Below are 17,973 nucleotides of genomic sequence, written 5' to 3' on the forward strand. Positions count from 1 at the left end.
AACCCGAGAAGTTGATCCGTAGCACCGCAGGTCAAGAAGCCCGCTCCCCGCACACGCGGGGATGATCCGAGTAGGGGTCTGAACCCGGGGCTCAGCGCCGACCGCTCCCCGCACACGCGGGGTGATCCTTCGCCGGTCAGTGGCTCGGTGCGATGGTCAACTCGTCTTCGGCGAAGTTGGGGTGTTGCGGGCGTCCGGACACCCCGACTTCACCGAAGACGAGTCGACCATGGTGAGCTGCGACGGTCGACTGGGTGCCGCCGCCGCGCGGGTCAGCGGTCGACGCGGGCGCCGCCGCCGCGGACCAGCTTCTCCACCTCGGCGAGGCTGGCCATCGAGGTGTCGCCGGGTGTGGTCATCGCCAGCGCCCCGTGCGCCGCGCCGTACTCGACCGCCAGGGCGAGGTCACCGAGTTCGAGCAGGCCGTAGATGAGGCCGGAGGCGAAGCTGTCCCCGCCGCCCACCCGGTCCAGGATCTGCAACCCGGGGCGGTGGGTGGCGCTGACGAAGCCCTCCGGCGACCAGGCTGTCGCGCCCCAGTCGTTGACCGTGGCCGTGTGCACCGTGCGCAGCGTCGTGGCGATCACCTTCAGATGCGGGTACGCGGTGACCACCTCCTTGAGCATCCGGCGGAAGTTCGCCGCGTCCAGGGTGGACAGATCCTCGGCGGTGTCCGGCACCTCGAAGCCGAGGCCGGCGGTGAAGTCCTCCTCGTTGCCGATCAGCACGTCGACGTACCGGACCAGCCGCCGGTTGACCTCCCGGGCCCGCTCCTGGCCGCCGACCGCCTTCCACAGGCTCGGCCGGTAGTTGAGGTCGTACGAGATGATCGTGCCGTGCCGGCGGGCGGCGGACATGGCCGCCTCGACGACGTCCGGGGTGCCCTCGGCCAGGCCGGCGTAGATGCCGCCGGTGTGCAACCAGCGCACCCCGAGGGTGCCGAACAGGTGCTCCCAGTCGACGTCCTCGGGCCGCAGTTGGCTGGCGGCGCTGGCGGCCCGGTCGGAGACGCCGACGGCGCCGCGCACGCCGAAGCCGCGTTCGGTGAAGTTGAGCCCGTTGCGGACCCCCCGCCCGATCCCGTCGTAGGGCATCCAGCGCAGCAGCGCGGTGTCCACGCCGCCGGTGAGGATCAGGTCCTCGACCAGCCGGCCCACCTCGTTGTCGGCCAGCGCGGTCACCACGGCGGTGCGCTGCCCGAAGCAGCGGCGCAGCCCGCGGGCCACGTTGTACTCGCCGCCGCCCTCCCAGACCCGCAACGACCGGGCGGTCCGGATCCGGCCCTCCCCCGGGTCCAACCGGAGCATCACCTCACCGAGGCTGACCAGGTCGTACCGGCAGTCGTCCCGGTCCCGCGCCGTCAGTCCGGTCCCGCTCATCCAGCCCTCCCACCCGCGCGCACGGCCGCCGCCGCGAGCGCGCTGATCTCGTCCCACCGGCCCTCCCGCAGCAGCGGGCGGGCCACCATCCAGGTGCCGCCCACGGCGAGGACCGCCGGGATCGAAAGGTAGTCGGCCAGGTTGGCCGCGTCGATGCCACCGGTCGGCACGAACCGGACCGACGGGAACGGCGCCGACAACGCGGACACCATGGCCACGCCGCCGAGCCGCTCGGCGGGGAAGAATTTCACCGTCTCCAGGCCGGCGTCCAGCGCCATCATGATCTCCGTACCGGTCGCCACCCCGGGAAACAGCGGTACGCCCCGCTGGGCGCACCGGCCGGCGACCGCCGGGGAGAAGCCGGGGCTGACCACGAACCGGGCACCCGCCTCCACGGCCCGGTCCACCTGGTCGGGGTTGACCACGGTGCCGGCTCCCACCAGCAGTTCCGGCTCCTTGGCCAGGGTACGGATGGCCGCCTCGGCGGCGGCGGTCCGGAACGTCACCTCGACGGCCCGCAGCCCGCCGGCCAGCAGTGCGGCGCCGAGCGGCCCGGCCTGGTCCGCGTCGTCGAGCACGACCACCGGCAGTACGCCGGTCTCGGCGAGAACCTCGGCGATCACGGCAGCAGGTGCATCCAGCTGAAGACCAGCGGCTCGTCGCCCTCGCTGATCAGGTGGTGGTCCTCGCCCGGCTCGATGAGCAGCACGTCCCCGGCGGTGAACCGGTCGGCCCGCGCGCCGTTGATCTCGATGGTGCCGCTGCCCTGGAAGATGCAGAAGACCTCGGGCACCGTGTGGGTGTGCGGCCCGGGCTCGTTGTGGGTGCGGAAACCGGGCTCGTCGTACCGGCGGAACCCGCCCCGGTCGATCTGCCGGCCGTCCGGGATGGCCGTGCCGACCACGTCAGCGAGCGTCAGTTTTCGCATGGGAACTCTCCTTCGGTGATGGGTGCAGGACCGTCCGGTACGGCGGCACCGCCCACGGCACGCCCAGCTCGGACGGTAGCGCTCCGCGCTCGGCCGCGGCCCGCAGCAGGTCCGCCACGCCGTCGATGACCTGACCGGCGCCCTCGGGGTGCGGCCGGAGGTACCGGTCGGGCACCGGCGTGGGTACCGGTGCGGTGGCGAGCACCGCGAGCATCGCGGTGAACATCCGGGTCCGGGCCAGCGGCGCCACCAGCGGTACGCCGGCGGCCCGGTGCGCCAGCAGGTTCTCCAGCAGGTCGACCCGGCCGGCCGGAGGGCGCCAGTCCGGGTCGCCGGGCAGCCGCAGCCGGTCCGTCGGATACTCCAGCACCGCGCCGCCGGCGTGGATCTCCCCCGGTACGAACGTGTCGGAGCTGAGCGTGACCGCCACCTCGACGGTGCCGCCGGCCAGGTCGGTGAGGCGCAGGCAGGCGGTGTCCTCCACCTCGATGTCCCGGGTGCGGTACCACTCCAGGTCCACCGCCACCGGCCCGCGCGGCCAGCCGGTCGCGGCGTCGGCCACCGCGATCGACTGCATCAGCGCGTGCGCGAACGGGTTGGCCAGCGCGCCGTCGGCGACGAACCGCCCGTGCAGCCGGCGGCGGCCGGCCCAGGGCGAGCGACGCCAGTACGCATCCTGCCGCCACCAGGCGCCGAGCCCGGCGGCCAGCAGTGGCCCGCCGGTGTGACCCCGGGCCGCGGAGCCGTCCCCGCCCGACGGGGCCACCGCGGCGGCCGCGGCCGACACCAGGCCGGGCAGGGCCGCCGAGCCGAGGGCCTGGAACCCGACCTGGCAGGACCGGCCGGTCCGGTCCAGCGCGGCGAGCAGGTCGGCGTGCTCGTCCAGCGAGGACACCGGCGGCTTCTCCAGCAGCAGGTCCGCGCCGGCGGCCACGGCGGCCAGCGCGATCTCCAGGTGGGTGTGCGGCGGCGTACAGATGATCACCACGTCCGGCGCGGTGGCCGCGAGCATCGCGGCCAGCTCGGTGAAGACCGGTACGTCGCCGGGATCCTCGACCGGGTTGGTGTCGCAGAGCGCGACCGGCTCGACCAGACCGCGCTCGGCGAGCCGGGCCAGGTTGCGCCGGTGCGACCGGCCGTGCCCGCCCGCACCCACCAGCGCCACCCGAGCGCTCACCGGAACATCTCCGTTTGCGGCTGCGGGGCTGGCAAACCCGGCCAGCTCCTCGCGCTCACCGGAACATCTCCGTTCGCGACTGCGGGGGCTGGCAGACCCGGCCAGCTCATCGCGCTCACTGAAGTTTCTCCGTTCGCGAGAGGCGGCGGGTGACCGCGTGCAGCGCCGCCAGCGCGTACCCGACGAGGATCGGGACGGTGACCGGCGCGACGAGCGTGCCGAGCAGCAGCACCAGGCTGCTCACCCCGACGGCGGCCAGCCAGCGCGCCGGCCGGTCGGCGCACTGCCGGGCGACGGCGGTGGCCGCCGCCCGCCAGCCCCGGCCGTCGGTGTGACCCACCTCGACCACGACCAGACCGACGTAGCCGGCCAGCAGCGCCGCGACGGCCCCGGTCAGGACCAGGACGGGCGGCCCGCCGGGTACGGCGCCGCCGGCCAGCCCGATCAGGTCGGCGGCCAGCAGCCCGGCGCCGGCCAGTGCGACCAGGCTCGCGCCGGCGCCCGGCAGCAGCGCCCGACGAAACCGGTCGATCGTGCGGTGCGCCGGCGGCCAGCTTCCGGTGTCCAGCCAGTCTCGCAGGGCGGCGCTGGCCGTGCCGGCGGCCGCCGCGGCGCTCAGCAGCGGCAGGGCGGCGATGGTGAGCAGGATGCCCAGCGTCGCCAGGTCGGTGGCGTCCCGGGTGATGTCCCGCCAGTCCCGCCGGTCGGTCGCCTCCACGGTCATCGGCTCAACCCTTGATCCCGCTGGTGTTGATGCCCTCGACGAGCATCCGTTGGAACGCGACGAAGAACAGGAAGACCGGCAGCAGCGAGAGCACGGACATGGCGAACATCGGCCCGATGGAACTCTGGCCGGTGGAGTCGATGAACAGGGTCAGCGCCACCGGAACGGTGTAGTCCGGCAACTGGGACAGGTAGACCAGTTGGCGGAAGAAGTCGTTCCAGGTCCAGATGAAGGTGAAGATGGCGGTGGTGACCAGCGCCGGCCGGCTCAGCGGCAGGATGACGTGCCGGAAGATGCCGTACGCGTTGGCGCCGTCGATCTTCGCGGCCTCGTCCAGTTCGCGCGGGATGCCGCGCATGAACTGCACCATGAGGAACACGAAGAACGCGTCGGTGGCCAGGAAGTGCGGGATCAGCAGCGGCAGGTAGGGCCACTGCGCGCCGACCAGGCCGAGGGTGCGGAACAGGATGTACTGCGGCACGATCAGCACGTGTCCGGGCAGCAGCAGGGTGCCGATCATGATGGTGAACCAGACCCCGCGCAGCCGGAACCGCAGCCGGGCCAGCGCGTACGCCGCGAGCAGGCAGGAGACCGCGTTGCCCAGCACGGCGAGCACGCTGACCAGCGCGCTGTTGAAGAAGAACCGGCCGAAGCTGACGTCGAAGTTGGTCCACCCTGCGAGTAGTTGCCCGGGGTGAACTTCTGCGGCAGCAGCCCGATGTTGTTGACGATCTCCGCCTGTGACTTCACCGAGGCGCCGAGCATCCACACCAGCGGGTAGAGCACCACGGCCAGGATGGCGATCAGGATGACCAGCCGGACCGCCTGCCGGCGGCGCAGGCTGGCCCGGCGGCGGTCGGCGGTCCGGGCCGGTCCGGTGCCGGTCGGCGGTGGACCGGCGACGCGCAGCGTGGTCATGAGTTCGTCCCGTCGGAGTAGTGCACCCAGAACCGCCCGGTGGAGAAGAAGACCGCGGTGATCACGCTGACGGCGATCAGGAAGACCCAGGCCATCGCCGAGGCGTAGCCCATCTCCAGGTTGGTGAAGCCGGACACGTAGAGCTTGAGCGTGTACATCAGGGTCGAGTCGACCGGGCCGCCGGTGCCGCGGCTGACCACGAAGGCCGCCGTGAAGCCCTGGAAGCCGTGGATCGTCTCCAGCACCAGGTTGAAGAAGATGACCGGGGAGAGCATCGGCAGCGTCACGTGGAAGAACTGGCGGGACCGGCCCGCGCCGTCCACCGCGGCCGCCTCGTACAGCTCGGTCGGCACCTGCTTCAGCCCGGCCAGGAAGATCACCATGGGTGCGCCGAACTGCCAGATGGCCAGCGCCATGAGGGTCTCCAGCGCCCAGTCCGGGTCGTTCACCCACGGCTGCCCCTGGATGCCGAACAGGCCGAGGAACGAGTTCACCGCGCCGTCCCCGCTGAACATGCTGCGCCACACGATGGCCAGCGCCACGCTGCCGCCCAGCAGCGACGGCAGGTAGAACAGGCCGCGGAACAGCCCGACCCCGCGCCACGCCTTGTTCAGCAGCAGCGCCACGCCGAGCGCGGCGGCCAGCTTCAGCGGCACGGCCACCAGGGCGAACGTCACGGTGACCCGGACGGCGTGCCAGTACGCCGGGTCGGCGGTGAACATCCGGCGGTAGTTGGCCAGCCCCACCCACTCGACCTCCGACCACGGGGTCAGCACGTCGTAGTTGGTGAAGCTCAGGTAGAGCGACAGCAGCATCGGGATCGCCGTGATGCCCAGCAGACCGAGCAACCAGGGCGACAGGAAGACGTACCCGGCCAGACCCTCGCCTCCGGCGCCCGGTCCGGACCGCTTGCGGGCGGTCCGGACCGGGCGCGGGGCGCGGTGGATCTGCTCGGGCGCCGTGGTCACGGCCACGAGCGGGCTCCTCTCCGCGGCGATATCACGCCGGTCAGGCGATGGCTGCCTGGCAGGCGGCCATGAACTGCTCCGCCGCCTCCGCCGAGCTGGACCGGCCGAACTGGGCCTCCTCGGCCGCCTTGAGCAGCTCGGACCGGATCGTGCTGTGTCCCTTGAGCGGCACCTGCGGCGCCTGGCCGAACTTTCCGGCCATCTCCGTCTCGAACTGGATGGACAGCTTCATCGCCGGGTCGTCGACCGAGTCGGCGATCTGCTGGCGCAGGTCCAGGTTGGACGGCAGGCCACGGTCGGTGCCGAGGATCTTCACGGCCTCCGGGTCGTTGACCAGGAAGTCGATCACGTCCGCCGCCGCGTCCTTGTGCTTGCTGCCCTTGAACACCGAGTAGTACATGGACGCCCGCGCCCACTGGCCGCTCGGGTCGCCCGGGTAGGCCACCACGCCCAGTTCGTTGTTGGTGTTCTTCTTCAGCTCGGGCAGCTGGTTGGCCCAGACCCAGGAGGTGTCCGCCTTGCCGGTGACCACGAGCTGCGTCGTGACGTCGGTGGCGTTGCCCTCGTGGATCACGTCGGGGCTGGGGGTGGCCTTCTTGTCCCGGGCACCCTTCCACAGGTCGAACCAGGCCGTGACGTCCGCCGCGGTGAACCCGAGGGACGTGCCCTGGTAGAGGTCCTTGCCCTGCTGGCGCAGCCACACCCAGAACGCCTTGTAGTCCGCGCTCGGGTCCTGGGTTCCCGGCACCCCGGTCTTGGCGGTGACCTGCTGCGCCCAGGCGATGTGCTCCTCCCAGCTCATTCCGGTGGTCGGCTCGGGCAGGCCGTTCTTGGTCAGCAGCGTCTTGTCGTACACCAGGCCCTGGGTGTTCTCGCCGGACGCGATCCCGGCGAGCTTGCCGTCGACCACGCCGTACTTCCAGAGGCTCTCCGGGAACTTGCTGGTGTCGATCTTCCCGCTCTGCTGGAGGCTGGTGAGGTCGAGGGTCGCGTTGCGGGACGCGTACTCGGTCAGATAGTTGTCGTCGATCTGGAAGATGTCCGGCGCGCCGCCGCCGGCGACCAGGGTGGCCAGCTTGTCGAAGTAGCCCTTGTTGGCCTGCCAGGTCTTCTCGAAGGTGACGTTCGGGTGCTTCTGGGTGTAGAGGGCGAGGGCGTCCTCGGTCAGCTTGGCCCGCGCGTCACCGCCCCACCAGAAGATCGAGATCTTCACGGGGGCGTTCGGGTCGTCGCTGGAGTCGTCACCGCCGCAGGCGGCGGCGCCGAAGGTCAGCGGCGCGGCGATCAGGGTGGCGGCGACCAGGCTCAGCAGCCGCCGGCGGGGTAGGGCGGTACGGTGGTTGGCGGCGGGTGGATCCGCCGGTGTGGTCGGTTCGGCGTACATCTGCGCTCACTCCTCGGGCATTAGGAGGCGACGACCGTCCCGGCGGTCGCCGTCGTGGTGCCCGGGTCCGCAGTGGGATGCGGACCCGGGCCGGCGGCGGTGGTCCGGATGCCGGGTCGGTCGGTCGCGGCGGCCGGGCCTGGCCCGGTCGATTCGCGGATAACCAGCTCCGTCTGGAGCGTCACCTGTGCGGTGGTGCGCCGGTCGTCGCCGGCTGTTCCCCTGCCCCCGGCACGTCCGCCGCGACTGCCGGCGGGCGCATCGTGTTGCAGGAGCATGTCGACGGCCGTCCGGCCGGCGACCGCGGTCGGGGTGGCCACGGTCGTCAGCTTGGGTCGGGTGAGGCGGCTCAGCGCGATGTCGTCGATGCCGACGACGCTGACGTCCCGCGGTACCCGCATTCCGATGGCGTCCAGCCCTTCGATCAGGCCGATCGCCATCAGGTCGTTGTAGGCCAGTACGGCGGTGGCCCCGCACCGGCGGACCTGCTCGGCCAGGGCGCCACCGCTGCTCTCGGTGGGGGTGTTCGGGCCGATCACGGTCAGGGTCGCGCCGCCGGAGCGGGCCGCGGCGCTGGCCGCGCGGCGGATCTCCCGGCTGGTCCAGGAGCCGCGCGGACCGGCCAGCAGCGCGAGGTCCCGGTGGCCGAGGCCGAGCAGGTGTTCCACGGCCAGCCGGGCGCCCTGGCCGTTGTCCATCACCACCGTGGGCAGCCCGGTGATCTGGCGGTTTATCACCACCAGCGGGACCTCCCGGCTGAGCTGCTCGATGAGGCTGTTGCTCATCCGCGGGCTGCACAGCAGCACCCCGTCGACCTGCTTGGCCAGCGCGTGTACCAGTTCCTCCTCGGCCGCCGGGTCCTCGTTGGTGTCGGCGACGAAGACGTGGTAGTCGCGCTGCCGGGCCTGCCGCTCGGCAGCCTTGATCAGTGGCGGGAAGAACGGGTTGGCGATGTCGGCGATGATCAGGCCGATGTTGTGGGTGCGGCCGGTGATCAGCGCCCGGGCCGCCCGGTTGGGGCGGTAGCCGAGGCTCTCCGCGCAGGCCAGCACCCGGCTGCGGGTGTCGGGGTTGACCAGGTGCGGCGCGGAGAACGTCCGGGACACGGTGGAGATGTGCACGCCGGAGGCCCGCGCGACGTCCCGGATGGTGGCTGGCACACGAGGTCCCTTCAACGGCGGGCAGGTCGTTCCCGCAAGGTGCCAGCAATTAATGCAAACGATTGTGCCCATGTCAACGGCCGTCGATTACATCAAGGTTGCGGCGAGGGTACGGTGAAGCGCTTACATGCGGACGAAACCGGATCTATCAGGCCGGTTGTGTCCGCTCCGTTGACGAACCACCATCGATCGTGATTACTTCGACTGCAAACGTTTGTAGTCGAGAGGGGTTCACGGATGCCGGCCAGTTCCCCCGGACGACGTCGGTACGCCGTCGTCGGCACCGGTGCCCGGGCCGAGATGTTCGTCCGCGCGCTGGTGGTGGACCACGCGGACCGCGCCGAACTGGTCGCGTTCGCCGATGTCAACCAGGCCCGGATGGACGCGCACAACCGCTGGCTGACCGACCTCGGTCGGCCGGCCGTGCCCACGTACCGGGCCGCCGACTTCGCCGCCATGCTGGACAAGGAGCGCGTCGACACCGTGCTGGTGACGACGGTGGACCGGACGCACGACGAGTACATCGTCGCCGCGGTCCGGGCCGGCCGCGACGTCGTGACCGAGAAGCCGATGACGGTGGACGTGCCGCGCTGCCGGCGCATCCTCGACGCGGTCGCCGAGACCGGCGCCCAGGTGTCGGTCGCCTTCAACTACCGGTACAACCCGCTGCACGAGGCGGTCCGCGCCACCCTCGCCGCGGGCGAGATCGGCGAGATCGGCTCGGTGCACTTCGAATGGCTGCTGGACGTCCGGCACGGCGCGGACTACTTCCGCCGCTGGCACCGGGACCGGGCCAACTCCGGCGGACTGCTCGTGCACAAGGCCGGCCACCACTTCGACCTGGTGAACTGGTGGCTGGACAGCGTGCCCGAGCGGGTCTACGCCGAGGGTCGGCTGTTCTTCTACGGTCCGGCCGGCCAGCGGCACGGCTACGCCCGCGACTACGACCGGGTGCACGGCTCCCCCGCCGCGCAGGATGACCCGTTCGCGCTGCGGCTGGCCGAGCATCCCCGGCTGCGGGAGCTGTACCTGGAGGCCGAGGGCGAGGACGGCTACCACCGGGACCAGAACGTCTTCGCGCCCGGCGTGACGATCGAGGACGACATGGCGGTGCTGGTCCGCTACGCCAGCGGGGCCACCATGAGCTACCACCTCACCGCCTACGCGCCCTGGGAGGGCTACCGGGTGATGTTCAACGGCAGCCGGGGCCGGCTCGAACTGGAGGTGGCCGAGAGCACCCACGTCAGCCCGGCCGCCGCCGGTGCGCTCAAGGGTGCCGCGCTGCACGGTGCCGAGGCCGCCGCCGAGGAGGGATCGGCCACGCTCACCCTGCGCCCGTACTGGGCGCCGCCCCGCCAGATCCCGGTGGCCGGGCGTACCCGCTCCGGCCACGGCGGTGCCGACGCCCGGATGGCCCGGGTGCTCTTCGGCGGCGAGGCGGACCCGCACGGGCGCACCGCCACCGCCCGCGACGGCGCCCTCGCCCTGCTCACCGGCCTGGCCGCCAATCAGTCCATGGCCACCGGCGAGGCCGTCCGGGTCGCCGACCTGCTCACCGTTGCCTGATCCGCGAGGAGACCATCCGTGCCCGCCGCCCCCGACCTGCTCCTGCCCGCCGAACCGAACCAGCGGGCCATCGCCCGGGACCTGTACGCGCTGGTGGCGGAGCGCCCGCTGATCTCGCCGCACGGGCACGTCGACCCGGCCATCCTGGCCGACGACACGCCGTTCCCCGACCCGGCGCAGCTGCTCATCGTGCCCGACCACTACCTGACCCGGATGCTGCTCAGCCAGGGCGTGCCGCCGGCGGAACTCGGCGTGCCGAGCCGGGACGGCAGCCCGGTGGAGACCGACGGCCGGCGGATCTGGCGCCGGTTCGCCGAGCACTGGTACCTGTTCCGCGGCACCCCGTCCCGGCTCTGGCTGGAACGCACCTTCCGCACCGTGTTCGGGGTGGACACCGCGCTGTCGCCGCAGACCGCGGACCGCGTGTACGACGAGATCGCCGACCGGCTGGCCGAGCCGGAGTTCCGGCCCCGGGCGCTGTTCGAGCGCTTCAACATCGAGGTGCTGGCCACCACCGAATCGCCGCTGGACGACCTGGGCCGGCACGCCAAGCTGGCGGCCGACGGCTGGGGTGGGCCGGGCGGTCGGGTGGTCACCACGTTCCGGCCGGACAACGTGGTGGACATGGAGTTCGACGGCTGGCAGGACAACGTGGCCCGACTCGGCGAGGTCGCCGGCACGGACACCATGGCCTACGAGGGCTACCTGGAGGCGCTGCGCCGGCGCCGGGAGGCGTTCATCGCCGCCGGCGCCACCAGCTCCGACCACGGCCATCCCACCGCCGGCACGCTGTCGCTGTCCGCCCGCGAGGCGGCCCAGCTGTACGAGCGGGGGCTGCGCGGCGGCGCCGACGCGGCCGACGCCGAGGCGTTCCGGGCGCACATGCTGCTGGAGTTCGCCCGGATGTCGCTGGAGGACGGGCTGGTGCTGCAACTGCACCCGGGCGCGGTCCGCAACCACAACCGGTGGTTGTACGCCCGGCACGGCCGGGACACCGGCGGCGACGTACCGCAGGCCACCGAGTACGTGCACGCGCTGGCGCCGCTGCTGGACGCGTACGGCAACGACCCCCGGCTGCGGGTGGTGCTGTACACCCTGGACGAGTACACCTTCAGCCGCGAGCTGGCGCCGCTGGCCGGCGGCTACGCCGCGCTCTATCTCGGCGCGCCCTGGTGGTTCCTGGACTCGCCGGAGGTGCTGCGCCGGTTCCGCGAGTCGGTGACCGAGAGCGCCGGCTTCTACAACACCGCCGGGTTCGTCGACGACACCCGGGCGTTCTGCTCCATCCCGGTCCGGCACGAGGTGGCCCGCCGGGTGGACGCCGGATTCCTGGCCCGGCTGGTCGCCGAGCACCGGCTGCCGCTGGACGAGGCCGCCGAGACCATCGTCGACCTCGCGTACCACCTGCCCCGCAAGGTCTTCCGGCTGGACGGGGAGGCGCACCGATGAGCACCACCATCACCGCCGTGGACGTGCACGACGTCCGGTTCCCCACCGCCCGCGACGGCGACGGCTCCGACGCCATCAACCGGGGCGACTACTCGGCCACGTACGTCGAGCTGCGCACCGACGCCGGGCCGACCGGCGCCGGCTTCACCTTCACCAACGGGCGCGGCAACGAGATCACCTGCGCGGCGGTCCACGCGCTCGCGCACCACGTGACCGGCCGGACGGTCGAGGAGATCGCCGCGGAGCCGGTGGCGTTCTGGCGGTCGCTCACCGCCGACGTGCAACTGCGCTGGCTGGGGCCGGAGAAGGGCGTCATCCACATGGCCGCCGGCGCGCTGGTGAACGCCGTGTGGGACCTGCGGGCCAAGCTCGCCGACCGGCCGCTGTGGCGGTTCCTGGCCGACCTGCCCACCGCGGAGCTGGTGGCGAACATCGACTTCCGGCACATCACCGACGCGCTCACCCCGGACGAGGCCGCCAGCATCCTGGACAAGGGGCTGATCGGGCTCGCCGACCGCTGCGCCGAACTGGACCGGGACGGCTTCCCCTCGTACACCACCTCGGTCGGCTGGCTCGGCTACCCGGACGACAAGGTGCGGGCGCTGACCCGCGCCGCGTACGGGCAGGGCTGGCGGGCGATGAAGATGAAGGTCGGCGGCGAGCTGGCCGACGACCTGCGGCGGGCCCGGATCATCCGCGCGGAGATCGGCCCCGACGCGCTGCTGATGATGGACGCCAACCAGGTGTGGGACGTCGACGAGGCGATCGAGAAGATGGCCGTGCTGGCCGAGGTCGAACCGTACTGGATCGAGGAGCCCACGCACGCCGACGACGTGCTGGGGCACGCCCGGATCGCCCAGGCCGTCGCGCCGGTCCGGGTGGCCACCGGCGAGGTGGCGGCCAACCGGGTGATGTTCAAGCAGTTCCTCCAGGCCGGGGCGCTGGGGGTGATGCAGATCGACGCCTGCCGGGTCGCCGGGGTGAACGAGGTGCTCGCCGAGCTGCTGCTGGCGGCCAAGTTCGGCGTGCCGGTCTGCCCGCACGCCGGCGGGGTGGGGCTGTGCGAGTACGTGCAGCACCTGGCGATCTTCGACTACCTGCGGGTGGGCACCGCCCTGACCGGCCGGATGGTCGAGTACGTCGATCATCTGCACGAGCACTTCGTCGACCCGGTGCGCACCCGCGACGGCCGCTACCTGCTGCCCGACCAACCCGGTTACAGCAGCACGATGCGGCCGGAGTCCATCGCCCGGTTCTCCTTCCCGGACGGCCCGGCGTGGCGGTGAGGGCCGGCGCCGACCGGGCCGCCGGGCCGCTGGCCGGCGAGCGGTTGACGCTGCGCACCCTGTCCCGGGTCCCGGCCGCCAGCCGACCGCTGCTGCGACCCGGCAGCGTGCCGGCCGGCATCGTGCACCTGGGACTGGGCGCGTTCCACCGCGCGCACCAGGCGGTCTACACCGAGGCCGCGGTGGCGGCGGCCGGCGGGGACTGGGGCATCATCGGCGTCGCCCCGCGCAGCCGTACGGTGGTGGACGAGCTGGCCGCGCAGGACGCGCTGTTCAGCGTGACCACCGCCGCCTCGGCCGGCAACCACACGCAGGTGATCGGGGCGCTGCACGGGGTGCGCCACGCGGCCAGCGATCCGGCGGCGGTGGTGGCGCTGCTGGCCGACCCGGCGATCCGGGTGGTCACGCTCACCGTCACCGAGAAGGCGTACCAGCTCGACCCGGCGACCGGGCGGCTGCGCCCGGACGCCGAGCTGGCCGCGGACCTGACCGGCGACCGACCGCCGGTGACCGTGCCCGGTCTGCTGCTGCGCGGCCTGCTGGCCCGCGCGGCCGCCGACGCCGGCCCGCTGGCGCTGGTCAGCTGTGACAACCTGCCGGCCAACGGGCGGCGGCTGGCCGGCCTGGTCACCGAGGCGATCGGGTACGCGCGGGTGCCGGACCGGGCGGCGGAGTGGATCGCCGAGCGGGTGACCTTCCCGGGCACCATGGTGGACCGGATCGTGCCGGCCAGCACCCCGGCGACGATCGCGGCCGCGGCCGACGCGCTGGGCGTGACCGACCTGGCGGCCGTGACCGCCGAGCCGTACCGGCAGTGGGTGATCGAGGACCGGTTCCCCGCCGGCCGCCCGGCGTGGGAGCGCGCGGGCGCGGTGCTGACCGACGACGCCGGGCCGTGGGAGCGGCTGAAGCTGCGCACGCTCAACGGCGTGCACTCGGCGGCGGCCTACCTGGGCGCGCTGGCCGGTCGGGAGACCATCGCGGACGCGCTGGCCCTGCCGCACCTGCCCGACGTGCTGCGCCGGCTGGTCGCCGAGGACGTGGCGGCGAGCTTCCGCCCGCCGGACGGGATCTCCGTGGTCGGGTACGGGGAGCAGGTGCTGGGCCGGTTCGCCGACCCGGCGATCCGGCACCGCACCATCCAGGTGGCGATGGACGGTTCGCAGAAGCTGCCGCAGCGGATCCTGCACACCATCGCCGACCTGTCGGCGGCCGGCCGGAGCGCGCACTGGGCCACGCTGGTGGTGGCGGCCTGGATGCGGTTCGCCCGGGGGTACGCCGACGACGGTTGCGCGCTCACCCTGGACGACCCGCTGGCCGAGCGGATCCGGGCGAGGCTGGCCGGGCACCCGGACACCCCCGCGGGGTGGCGGACGCGCTGCTCGGCCTCACCGAGGTCTTCCCGACCGAGCTGGCCGGGGACGACCGGATCCGGGCGGCGGTGACGGGCTGGCTGACCGAACTGGACCGGCACGGCGTCGCGGGCACCCTGGCGCGGGCGGTGTGAGGATGTCCCACGGAAAGGAGGTCGGCTGATACCCGCCGGCGGTCACCCGGACGGAAAACGCGGTGCAAACATTCGCCGGAAACGCCGCCGAGAATTCGGGCAAGCGGACAATTATCGACCCCCGCGGGCTCGGAAAATACGCCACGCCTAAAATCATTGCAACATATTTGCACACATATTTCATTGACTAATCCGAGTGGATGTCTCTACCTTTCGTAATAGATGTATTTCAACCTCGTTACGAGAGTTAGACGACATACCGACGGAGTGTGCGACATGCGATACCGCAGATCGGCCGCGAGGACGCTCGCGGCCGTCCTCGCGTTGACCGCCCCGGCCGCCCTGGCCCCGACCCCCGCGAGCGCCGTCACCCCGACGCGCGCGGGCACCGCCGAGCGGCAGCTCGGCCCGGCGGCGAACGCCCTGGGCCGCCAGGTGCTGCCGGACAACGACGGCTGGGCCGCCATCGACAGCGGCACCACCGGCGGCTCCACCGCCGGCGCCGACCAGGTGTACGTGGTGTCCAGCCGCGCCGAGTTGGTCGACGCGCTGGGCGGAGACAACGCCACCAACCGGAGCAACGCCACGCCGAAGATCATCTTCATCGACGGCCGGGTGGACGGGTTCGAGGCCGACGACGGACACCTGCTGGACTGCGCCGACCTGGCCGACCCCGACTACACGCTGGACGCCTACCTGGCCACCTACGACCCGGCGGTGTGGGGGCGGACCAACCCCACCGGCCCGCTGGAGGAGGCCCGGGTGCGCTCGGTGGCCAACCAGACCCGGCAGACCCAGATCAACGTCGGGCCCAACACCACGATCATCGGCCGGCACGGCGCCAGCCTGACCGGGCTGACCCTGATGATCGACAGCGCGAACAACGTGATCGTGCGCAACCTCACCTTCGTGGACGCCCGCGACTGCTTCCCGGCCTGGTCGCCCACCGACGGCGACACCGGCAACTGGAACTCGCAGTACGACAACCTCTCGGTCCGGCGCAGCGAACACGTCTGGGTGGACCACAGCTCCTTCAGCGACGGCGACAACCCGGACAGCGGCCAGCCGCTCTACTTCGGCCGGCCCTACCAGGTGCACGACGGCTCGCTGGACATCACCCACACCGCCAGCCTGGTCACCGTCACGTACAACCGGTTCACCGGGCGGGACAAGCTGATGCTGATCGGCTCGTCGAACACCGTCGGCCCGGACGTCGACCGGCTCAAGGTGACCGTGCACGGCAACTACTTCGACGGCGACCTGCAACGGCTGCCCCGGGTCCGGTTCGGCCAGGTCGACGTCTACAACAACTACTACCGGCTCGGCGGGCCGGACTTCGTCTACGCCCTCGGCGTCGGCGTGCAGTCGTCCCTCTACGCCGAGAACAACTACTTCGACCTCAACGACGGGACCACGGCCGCCGACCTGCTCTACGACTGGGGCGGCACCGCGATCACGGTGCGCGGCAACTGGGTCCGCGAGGGCGGCGCGCTGCCCCACCCCGTCGACCTGCTCGCCGCGTACAACGCCACGCACGACCCGGACCTGGCCGGCGACGTCGGCTGGACCCCCGTGCTGCGCGCCGGCCCGGTACTGCCGGCCCCGCTGGTGCCGTTCGCGGTACGACTGCTCGCCGGGGCCAACCGGCTGCCGGTCTGAACCTCCGCGGCGCCCCGCCACCACAGCACCACCCCCGCGGCGGGCGCCGCGAAGCACCGCGGGACGGCGGCCGGGCATGGCCGCCGCCCCGCGGGCCCACCCCACCCCTCCTCACCCCACACAGCGCCTGGAGGATCCCGTGCACCGCAGAACCAGAGCCAGCACCAGAACCATCCGGCGGGGATTGCTGGCGGCCGCCGGCGCCCTGCTGACCACCGTCGCCATGACCGCCGTCATGACCACCGGGGCCGCGGCCGCCACCCTGTTCAGCGACGACTTCAACGACGGCAACGCCGACGGCTGGTCCAAGTCCGGCGGCGACTGGTCGGTCGTCACCGACGGCACCCCCACGTACCAGCAGGGCAAGGCCGACAGCGAGTTGGCCCGGGTCTTCGCCGGCGACACCGGCTGGACCAGCTACGGGGTGCAGGCCCGGGTCAAGCCGCTGTCGTTCAACGGCACCGGGCTGGTCGGCATCGCGGCCCGCTCCACCAGCGCCACCAAGATGTACCGGCTGGCCCTCACCAGCGCCAACCGGGCCGAGTTGCAGGTCGTCAACGGCAGCTCGATCACCGTGCTCGGCTCGGCCGCGCTGACGGTCTCCACCGGCACCTGGTACACCCTGCGCATCGACGCCAGCGGCAGCACCATCCGCGGCTACGTCAACGGCACGCAGATCGGCTCGGGCAGCGACAGCGCCTACAGCGCCGGCCGGATCGTCCTGGTCACCGTGTACGCCACCGCCCGGTTCGACGACGTCGTGGTGGACAGCAGCGGCACGACGCCCACCACGGCCGCGCCGACCACCGCCGCGCCCACCACCGCCGCCCCGACCACGGCACCGCCGACCACCGCGCCGCCGCAGACCGGCGTCAGCGGCTGGGCCACCCAGGGCGGCGGTACGACCGGCGGCAGCGGCGGCGGGACCGTGACGGTCACCTCGGCCAGCGCGCTGACCAGCGCGGTCAGCGGCGACTCGGCACAGACCGTCCGGGTCAGCGGCAACTTCTCCTGCTCCACCGAGATCCGGGTCGGCTCCAACAAGACGATCCTCGGCGTCGGCTCCGGCTCCGGACTCACCGGCTGCGGCCTGAACCTGCGCGACGCGCACAACATCATCATCCGGAACATGCAGATCTCCAAGGTGCAGGCGAGCACCGGCAACGGCGACGCGCTGCACCTGGACAACACGACGAACGTGTGGCTCGACCACAACGACCTGTCCAGCGACACCACGCACGGCACCGACTACTACGACGGCCTGATCGACATCACGCACGCGTCGAACTACATCACCGTGTCCTGGAACAAGGTCCACGACCACGTCAAGTGCTCGCTGGTCGGGCACAGTGACAGCAACAGCTCCGAGGACACCGGCAAGCTGAAGGTCACGTACCACCACAACTACTTCAGCAACTGCTTCCAGCGCAACCCGCGGGTCCGGTTCGGCAACCCGGTGCACGTGTACAACAACTACTACTACCTCAGCCCGGGCACCTCGGACTACAGCTACGGCATCGCCACCACCTGCAACGCGGGCGTGCTCGTCGAGGGCAACTACTTCGAGAACGAACCCGACCCGACCCACGTCGGCGAGGGCTCCTCGCCCAACGGCAACCTGGTCCAGCGGAACAACTACTTCGTCAACTCCGGTACGCCGGAGACCAACGGCAGCGTGGCGAGCATCCCGTACTCGTACACGCTGGACTCCGCGAGCGGCGTGAAGGCCAGCGTCACCGCGGGCGCCGGCACGGGCCACATCTCCACCTGAGCCGGCCGGTCCCCCGGCACGACCCGAACCACCCGAACCACCGGAACCACCCGGCCGCCCGGACGTCACCGTCCGGGCGGCCGGCCGTTCCCCGGCG

General features: G+C 72.2%; 14 protein-coding genes and 1 pseudogene. 6 read left to right on the top strand and 9 right to left on the bottom strand.

Annotation, left to right across the window (positions count from 1 at the left end):
• Nucleotides 1-272 precede the first annotated feature (272 nt).
• The 9 genes and pseudogenes from CIK06_RS15350 to CIK06_RS15390 all read right to left on the bottom strand — a co-directional run bounded on the left by CIK06_RS15350 (nucleotide 273) and on the right by CIK06_RS15390 (nucleotide 8,638).
• Nucleotides 273-1,379, bottom strand: coding sequence for a sugar kinase (locus CIK06_RS15350; protein ID WP_095565400.1), 1,107 nt, complete (start codon nucleotides 1,377-1,379; stop codon nucleotides 273-275).
• Nucleotides 1,376-2,002 carry a bifunctional 4-hydroxy-2-oxoglutarate aldolase/2-dehydro-3-deoxy-phosphogluconate aldolase gene (gene eda / locus CIK06_RS15355; RefSeq protein WP_232533646.1) on the bottom strand — a complete coding sequence of 209 codons (627 nt, stop codon included), beginning with the start codon at nucleotides 2,000-2,002 and terminating at the stop codon, nucleotides 1,376-1,378. The genes CIK06_RS15350 and eda overlap by 4 nt, the downstream gene beginning before the upstream one ends.
• A complete protein-coding gene (locus CIK06_RS15360) occupies nucleotides 1,999-2,307 on the bottom strand; it encodes a cupin domain-containing protein (RefSeq protein ID WP_198347873.1) in 309 nt (102 codons plus the stop codon). The genes eda and CIK06_RS15360 overlap by 4 nt, the downstream gene beginning before the upstream one ends.
• Nucleotides 2,285-3,484, bottom strand: a complete 1,200-nt coding sequence (locus CIK06_RS15365) for a Gfo/Idh/MocA family protein (protein ID WP_095565402.1) — start codon at nucleotides 3,482-3,484, stop codon at nucleotides 2,285-2,287. Before CIK06_RS15365 ends, CIK06_RS15360 begins: the two co-directional genes overlap by 23 nt.
• Before the next feature lie 115 nt (nucleotides 3,485-3,599).
• Nucleotides 3,600-4,208, bottom strand: coding sequence for a hypothetical protein (locus tag CIK06_RS15370; RefSeq protein ID WP_095565403.1), 609 nt, complete (start codon nucleotides 4,206-4,208; stop codon nucleotides 3,600-3,602).
• A gap of 4 nt (nucleotides 4,209-4,212) precedes the next feature.
• Nucleotides 4,213-4,973, bottom strand: a pseudogene (locus CIK06_RS15375) (carbohydrate ABC transporter permease).
• A 149-nt stretch (nucleotides 4,974-5,122) separates the two neighbouring features.
• Nucleotides 5,123-6,100 (bottom strand): carbohydrate ABC transporter permease, encoded by a 978-nt coding sequence (locus tag CIK06_RS15380; RefSeq protein WP_095565404.1) that lies wholly within the window; start codon nucleotides 6,098-6,100, stop codon nucleotides 5,123-5,125.
• A 34-nt stretch (nucleotides 6,101-6,134) separates the two neighbouring features.
• Nucleotides 6,135-7,478: an ABC transporter substrate-binding protein gene (locus tag CIK06_RS15385; protein ID WP_095565405.1), complete on the bottom strand. Its 1,344-nt coding sequence runs from the start codon at nucleotides 7,476-7,478 to the stop codon at nucleotides 6,135-6,137.
• A 20-nt stretch (nucleotides 7,479-7,498) separates the two neighbouring features.
• A complete protein-coding gene (locus CIK06_RS15390) occupies nucleotides 7,499-8,638 on the bottom strand; it encodes a LacI family DNA-binding transcriptional regulator (RefSeq protein ID WP_095565406.1) in 1,140 nt (379 codons plus the stop codon).
• Nucleotides 8,639-8,875: 237 nt separating this feature from the next.
• Between CIK06_RS15390 and CIK06_RS15395 the strand changes: the two genes are divergently transcribed.
• The 6 genes from CIK06_RS15395 to CIK06_RS15420 all read left to right on the top strand — a co-directional run bounded on the left by CIK06_RS15395 (nucleotide 8,876) and on the right by CIK06_RS15420 (nucleotide 17,876).
• Nucleotides 8,876-10,204: a Gfo/Idh/MocA family protein gene (locus CIK06_RS15395; RefSeq protein WP_095565407.1), complete on the top strand. Its 1,329-nt coding sequence runs from the start codon at nucleotides 8,876-8,878 to the stop codon at nucleotides 10,202-10,204.
• Nucleotides 10,205-10,222: 18 nt separating this feature from the next.
• Nucleotides 10,223-11,653, top strand: coding sequence for a glucuronate isomerase (uxaC, locus tag CIK06_RS15400; protein WP_095565408.1), 1,431 nt, complete (start codon nucleotides 10,223-10,225; stop codon nucleotides 11,651-11,653).
• A complete protein-coding gene (locus CIK06_RS15405) occupies nucleotides 11,650-12,939 on the top strand; it encodes an enolase C-terminal domain-like protein (protein ID WP_095565409.1) in 1,290 nt (429 codons plus the stop codon). Before uxaC ends, CIK06_RS15405 begins: the two co-directional genes overlap by 4 nt.
• Nucleotides 12,930-14,384: a mannitol dehydrogenase family protein gene (locus CIK06_RS15410; protein ID WP_232533647.1), complete on the top strand. Its 1,455-nt coding sequence runs from the start codon at nucleotides 12,930-12,932 to the stop codon at nucleotides 14,382-14,384. Before CIK06_RS15405 ends, CIK06_RS15410 begins: the two co-directional genes overlap by 10 nt.
• A 338-nt stretch (nucleotides 14,385-14,722) precedes the next feature.
• Nucleotides 14,723-16,105, top strand: coding sequence for a polysaccharide lyase family 1 protein (locus CIK06_RS15415; RefSeq protein ID WP_095565410.1), 1,383 nt, complete (start codon nucleotides 14,723-14,725; stop codon nucleotides 16,103-16,105).
• Between the two features lie 184 nt (nucleotides 16,106-16,289).
• Nucleotides 16,290-17,876 (top strand): LamG-like jellyroll fold domain-containing protein, encoded by a 1,587-nt coding sequence (locus CIK06_RS15420; protein WP_232533648.1) that lies wholly within the window; start codon nucleotides 16,290-16,292, stop codon nucleotides 17,874-17,876.
• Nucleotides 17,877-17,973: the final 97 nt, after the last annotated feature.

The sequence above is a fragment of the Plantactinospora sp. KBS50 genome, assembly GCF_002285795.1.
Classification (GTDB): Bacteria; Actinomycetota; Actinomycetes; order Mycobacteriales; family Micromonosporaceae; genus KBS50.

Excerpts from the sequence above, each read along its gene's own strand:
- CIK06_RS15360 (WP_198347873.1), bottom strand. The coding sequence starts at position 2,307 with ATGCGAAAACTGACGCTCGCTGACGTGGTCGGCACGGCCATCCCGGAC.
- CIK06_RS15415 (WP_095565410.1), top strand. The coding sequence starts at position 14,723 with ATGCGATACCGCAGATCGGCCGCGAGGACGCTCGCGGCCGTCCTCGCG.
- CIK06_RS15350 (WP_095565400.1), bottom strand. The coding sequence starts at position 1,379 with ATGAGCGGGACCGGACTGACGGCGCGGGACCGGGACGACTGCCGGTAC.
- CIK06_RS15370 (WP_095565403.1), bottom strand. The coding sequence starts at position 4,208 with ATGACCGTGGAGGCGACCGACCGGCGGGACTGGCGGGACATCACCCGG.
- CIK06_RS15395 (WP_095565407.1), top strand. The coding sequence starts at position 8,876 with ATGCCGGCCAGTTCCCCCGGACGACGTCGGTACGCCGTCGTCGGCACC.
- CIK06_RS15385 (WP_095565405.1), bottom strand. The coding sequence starts at position 7,478 with ATGTACGCCGAACCGACCACACCGGCGGATCCACCCGCCGCCAACCAC.
- CIK06_RS15405 (WP_095565409.1), top strand. The coding sequence starts at position 11,650 with ATGAGCACCACCATCACCGCCGTGGACGTGCACGACGTCCGGTTCCCC.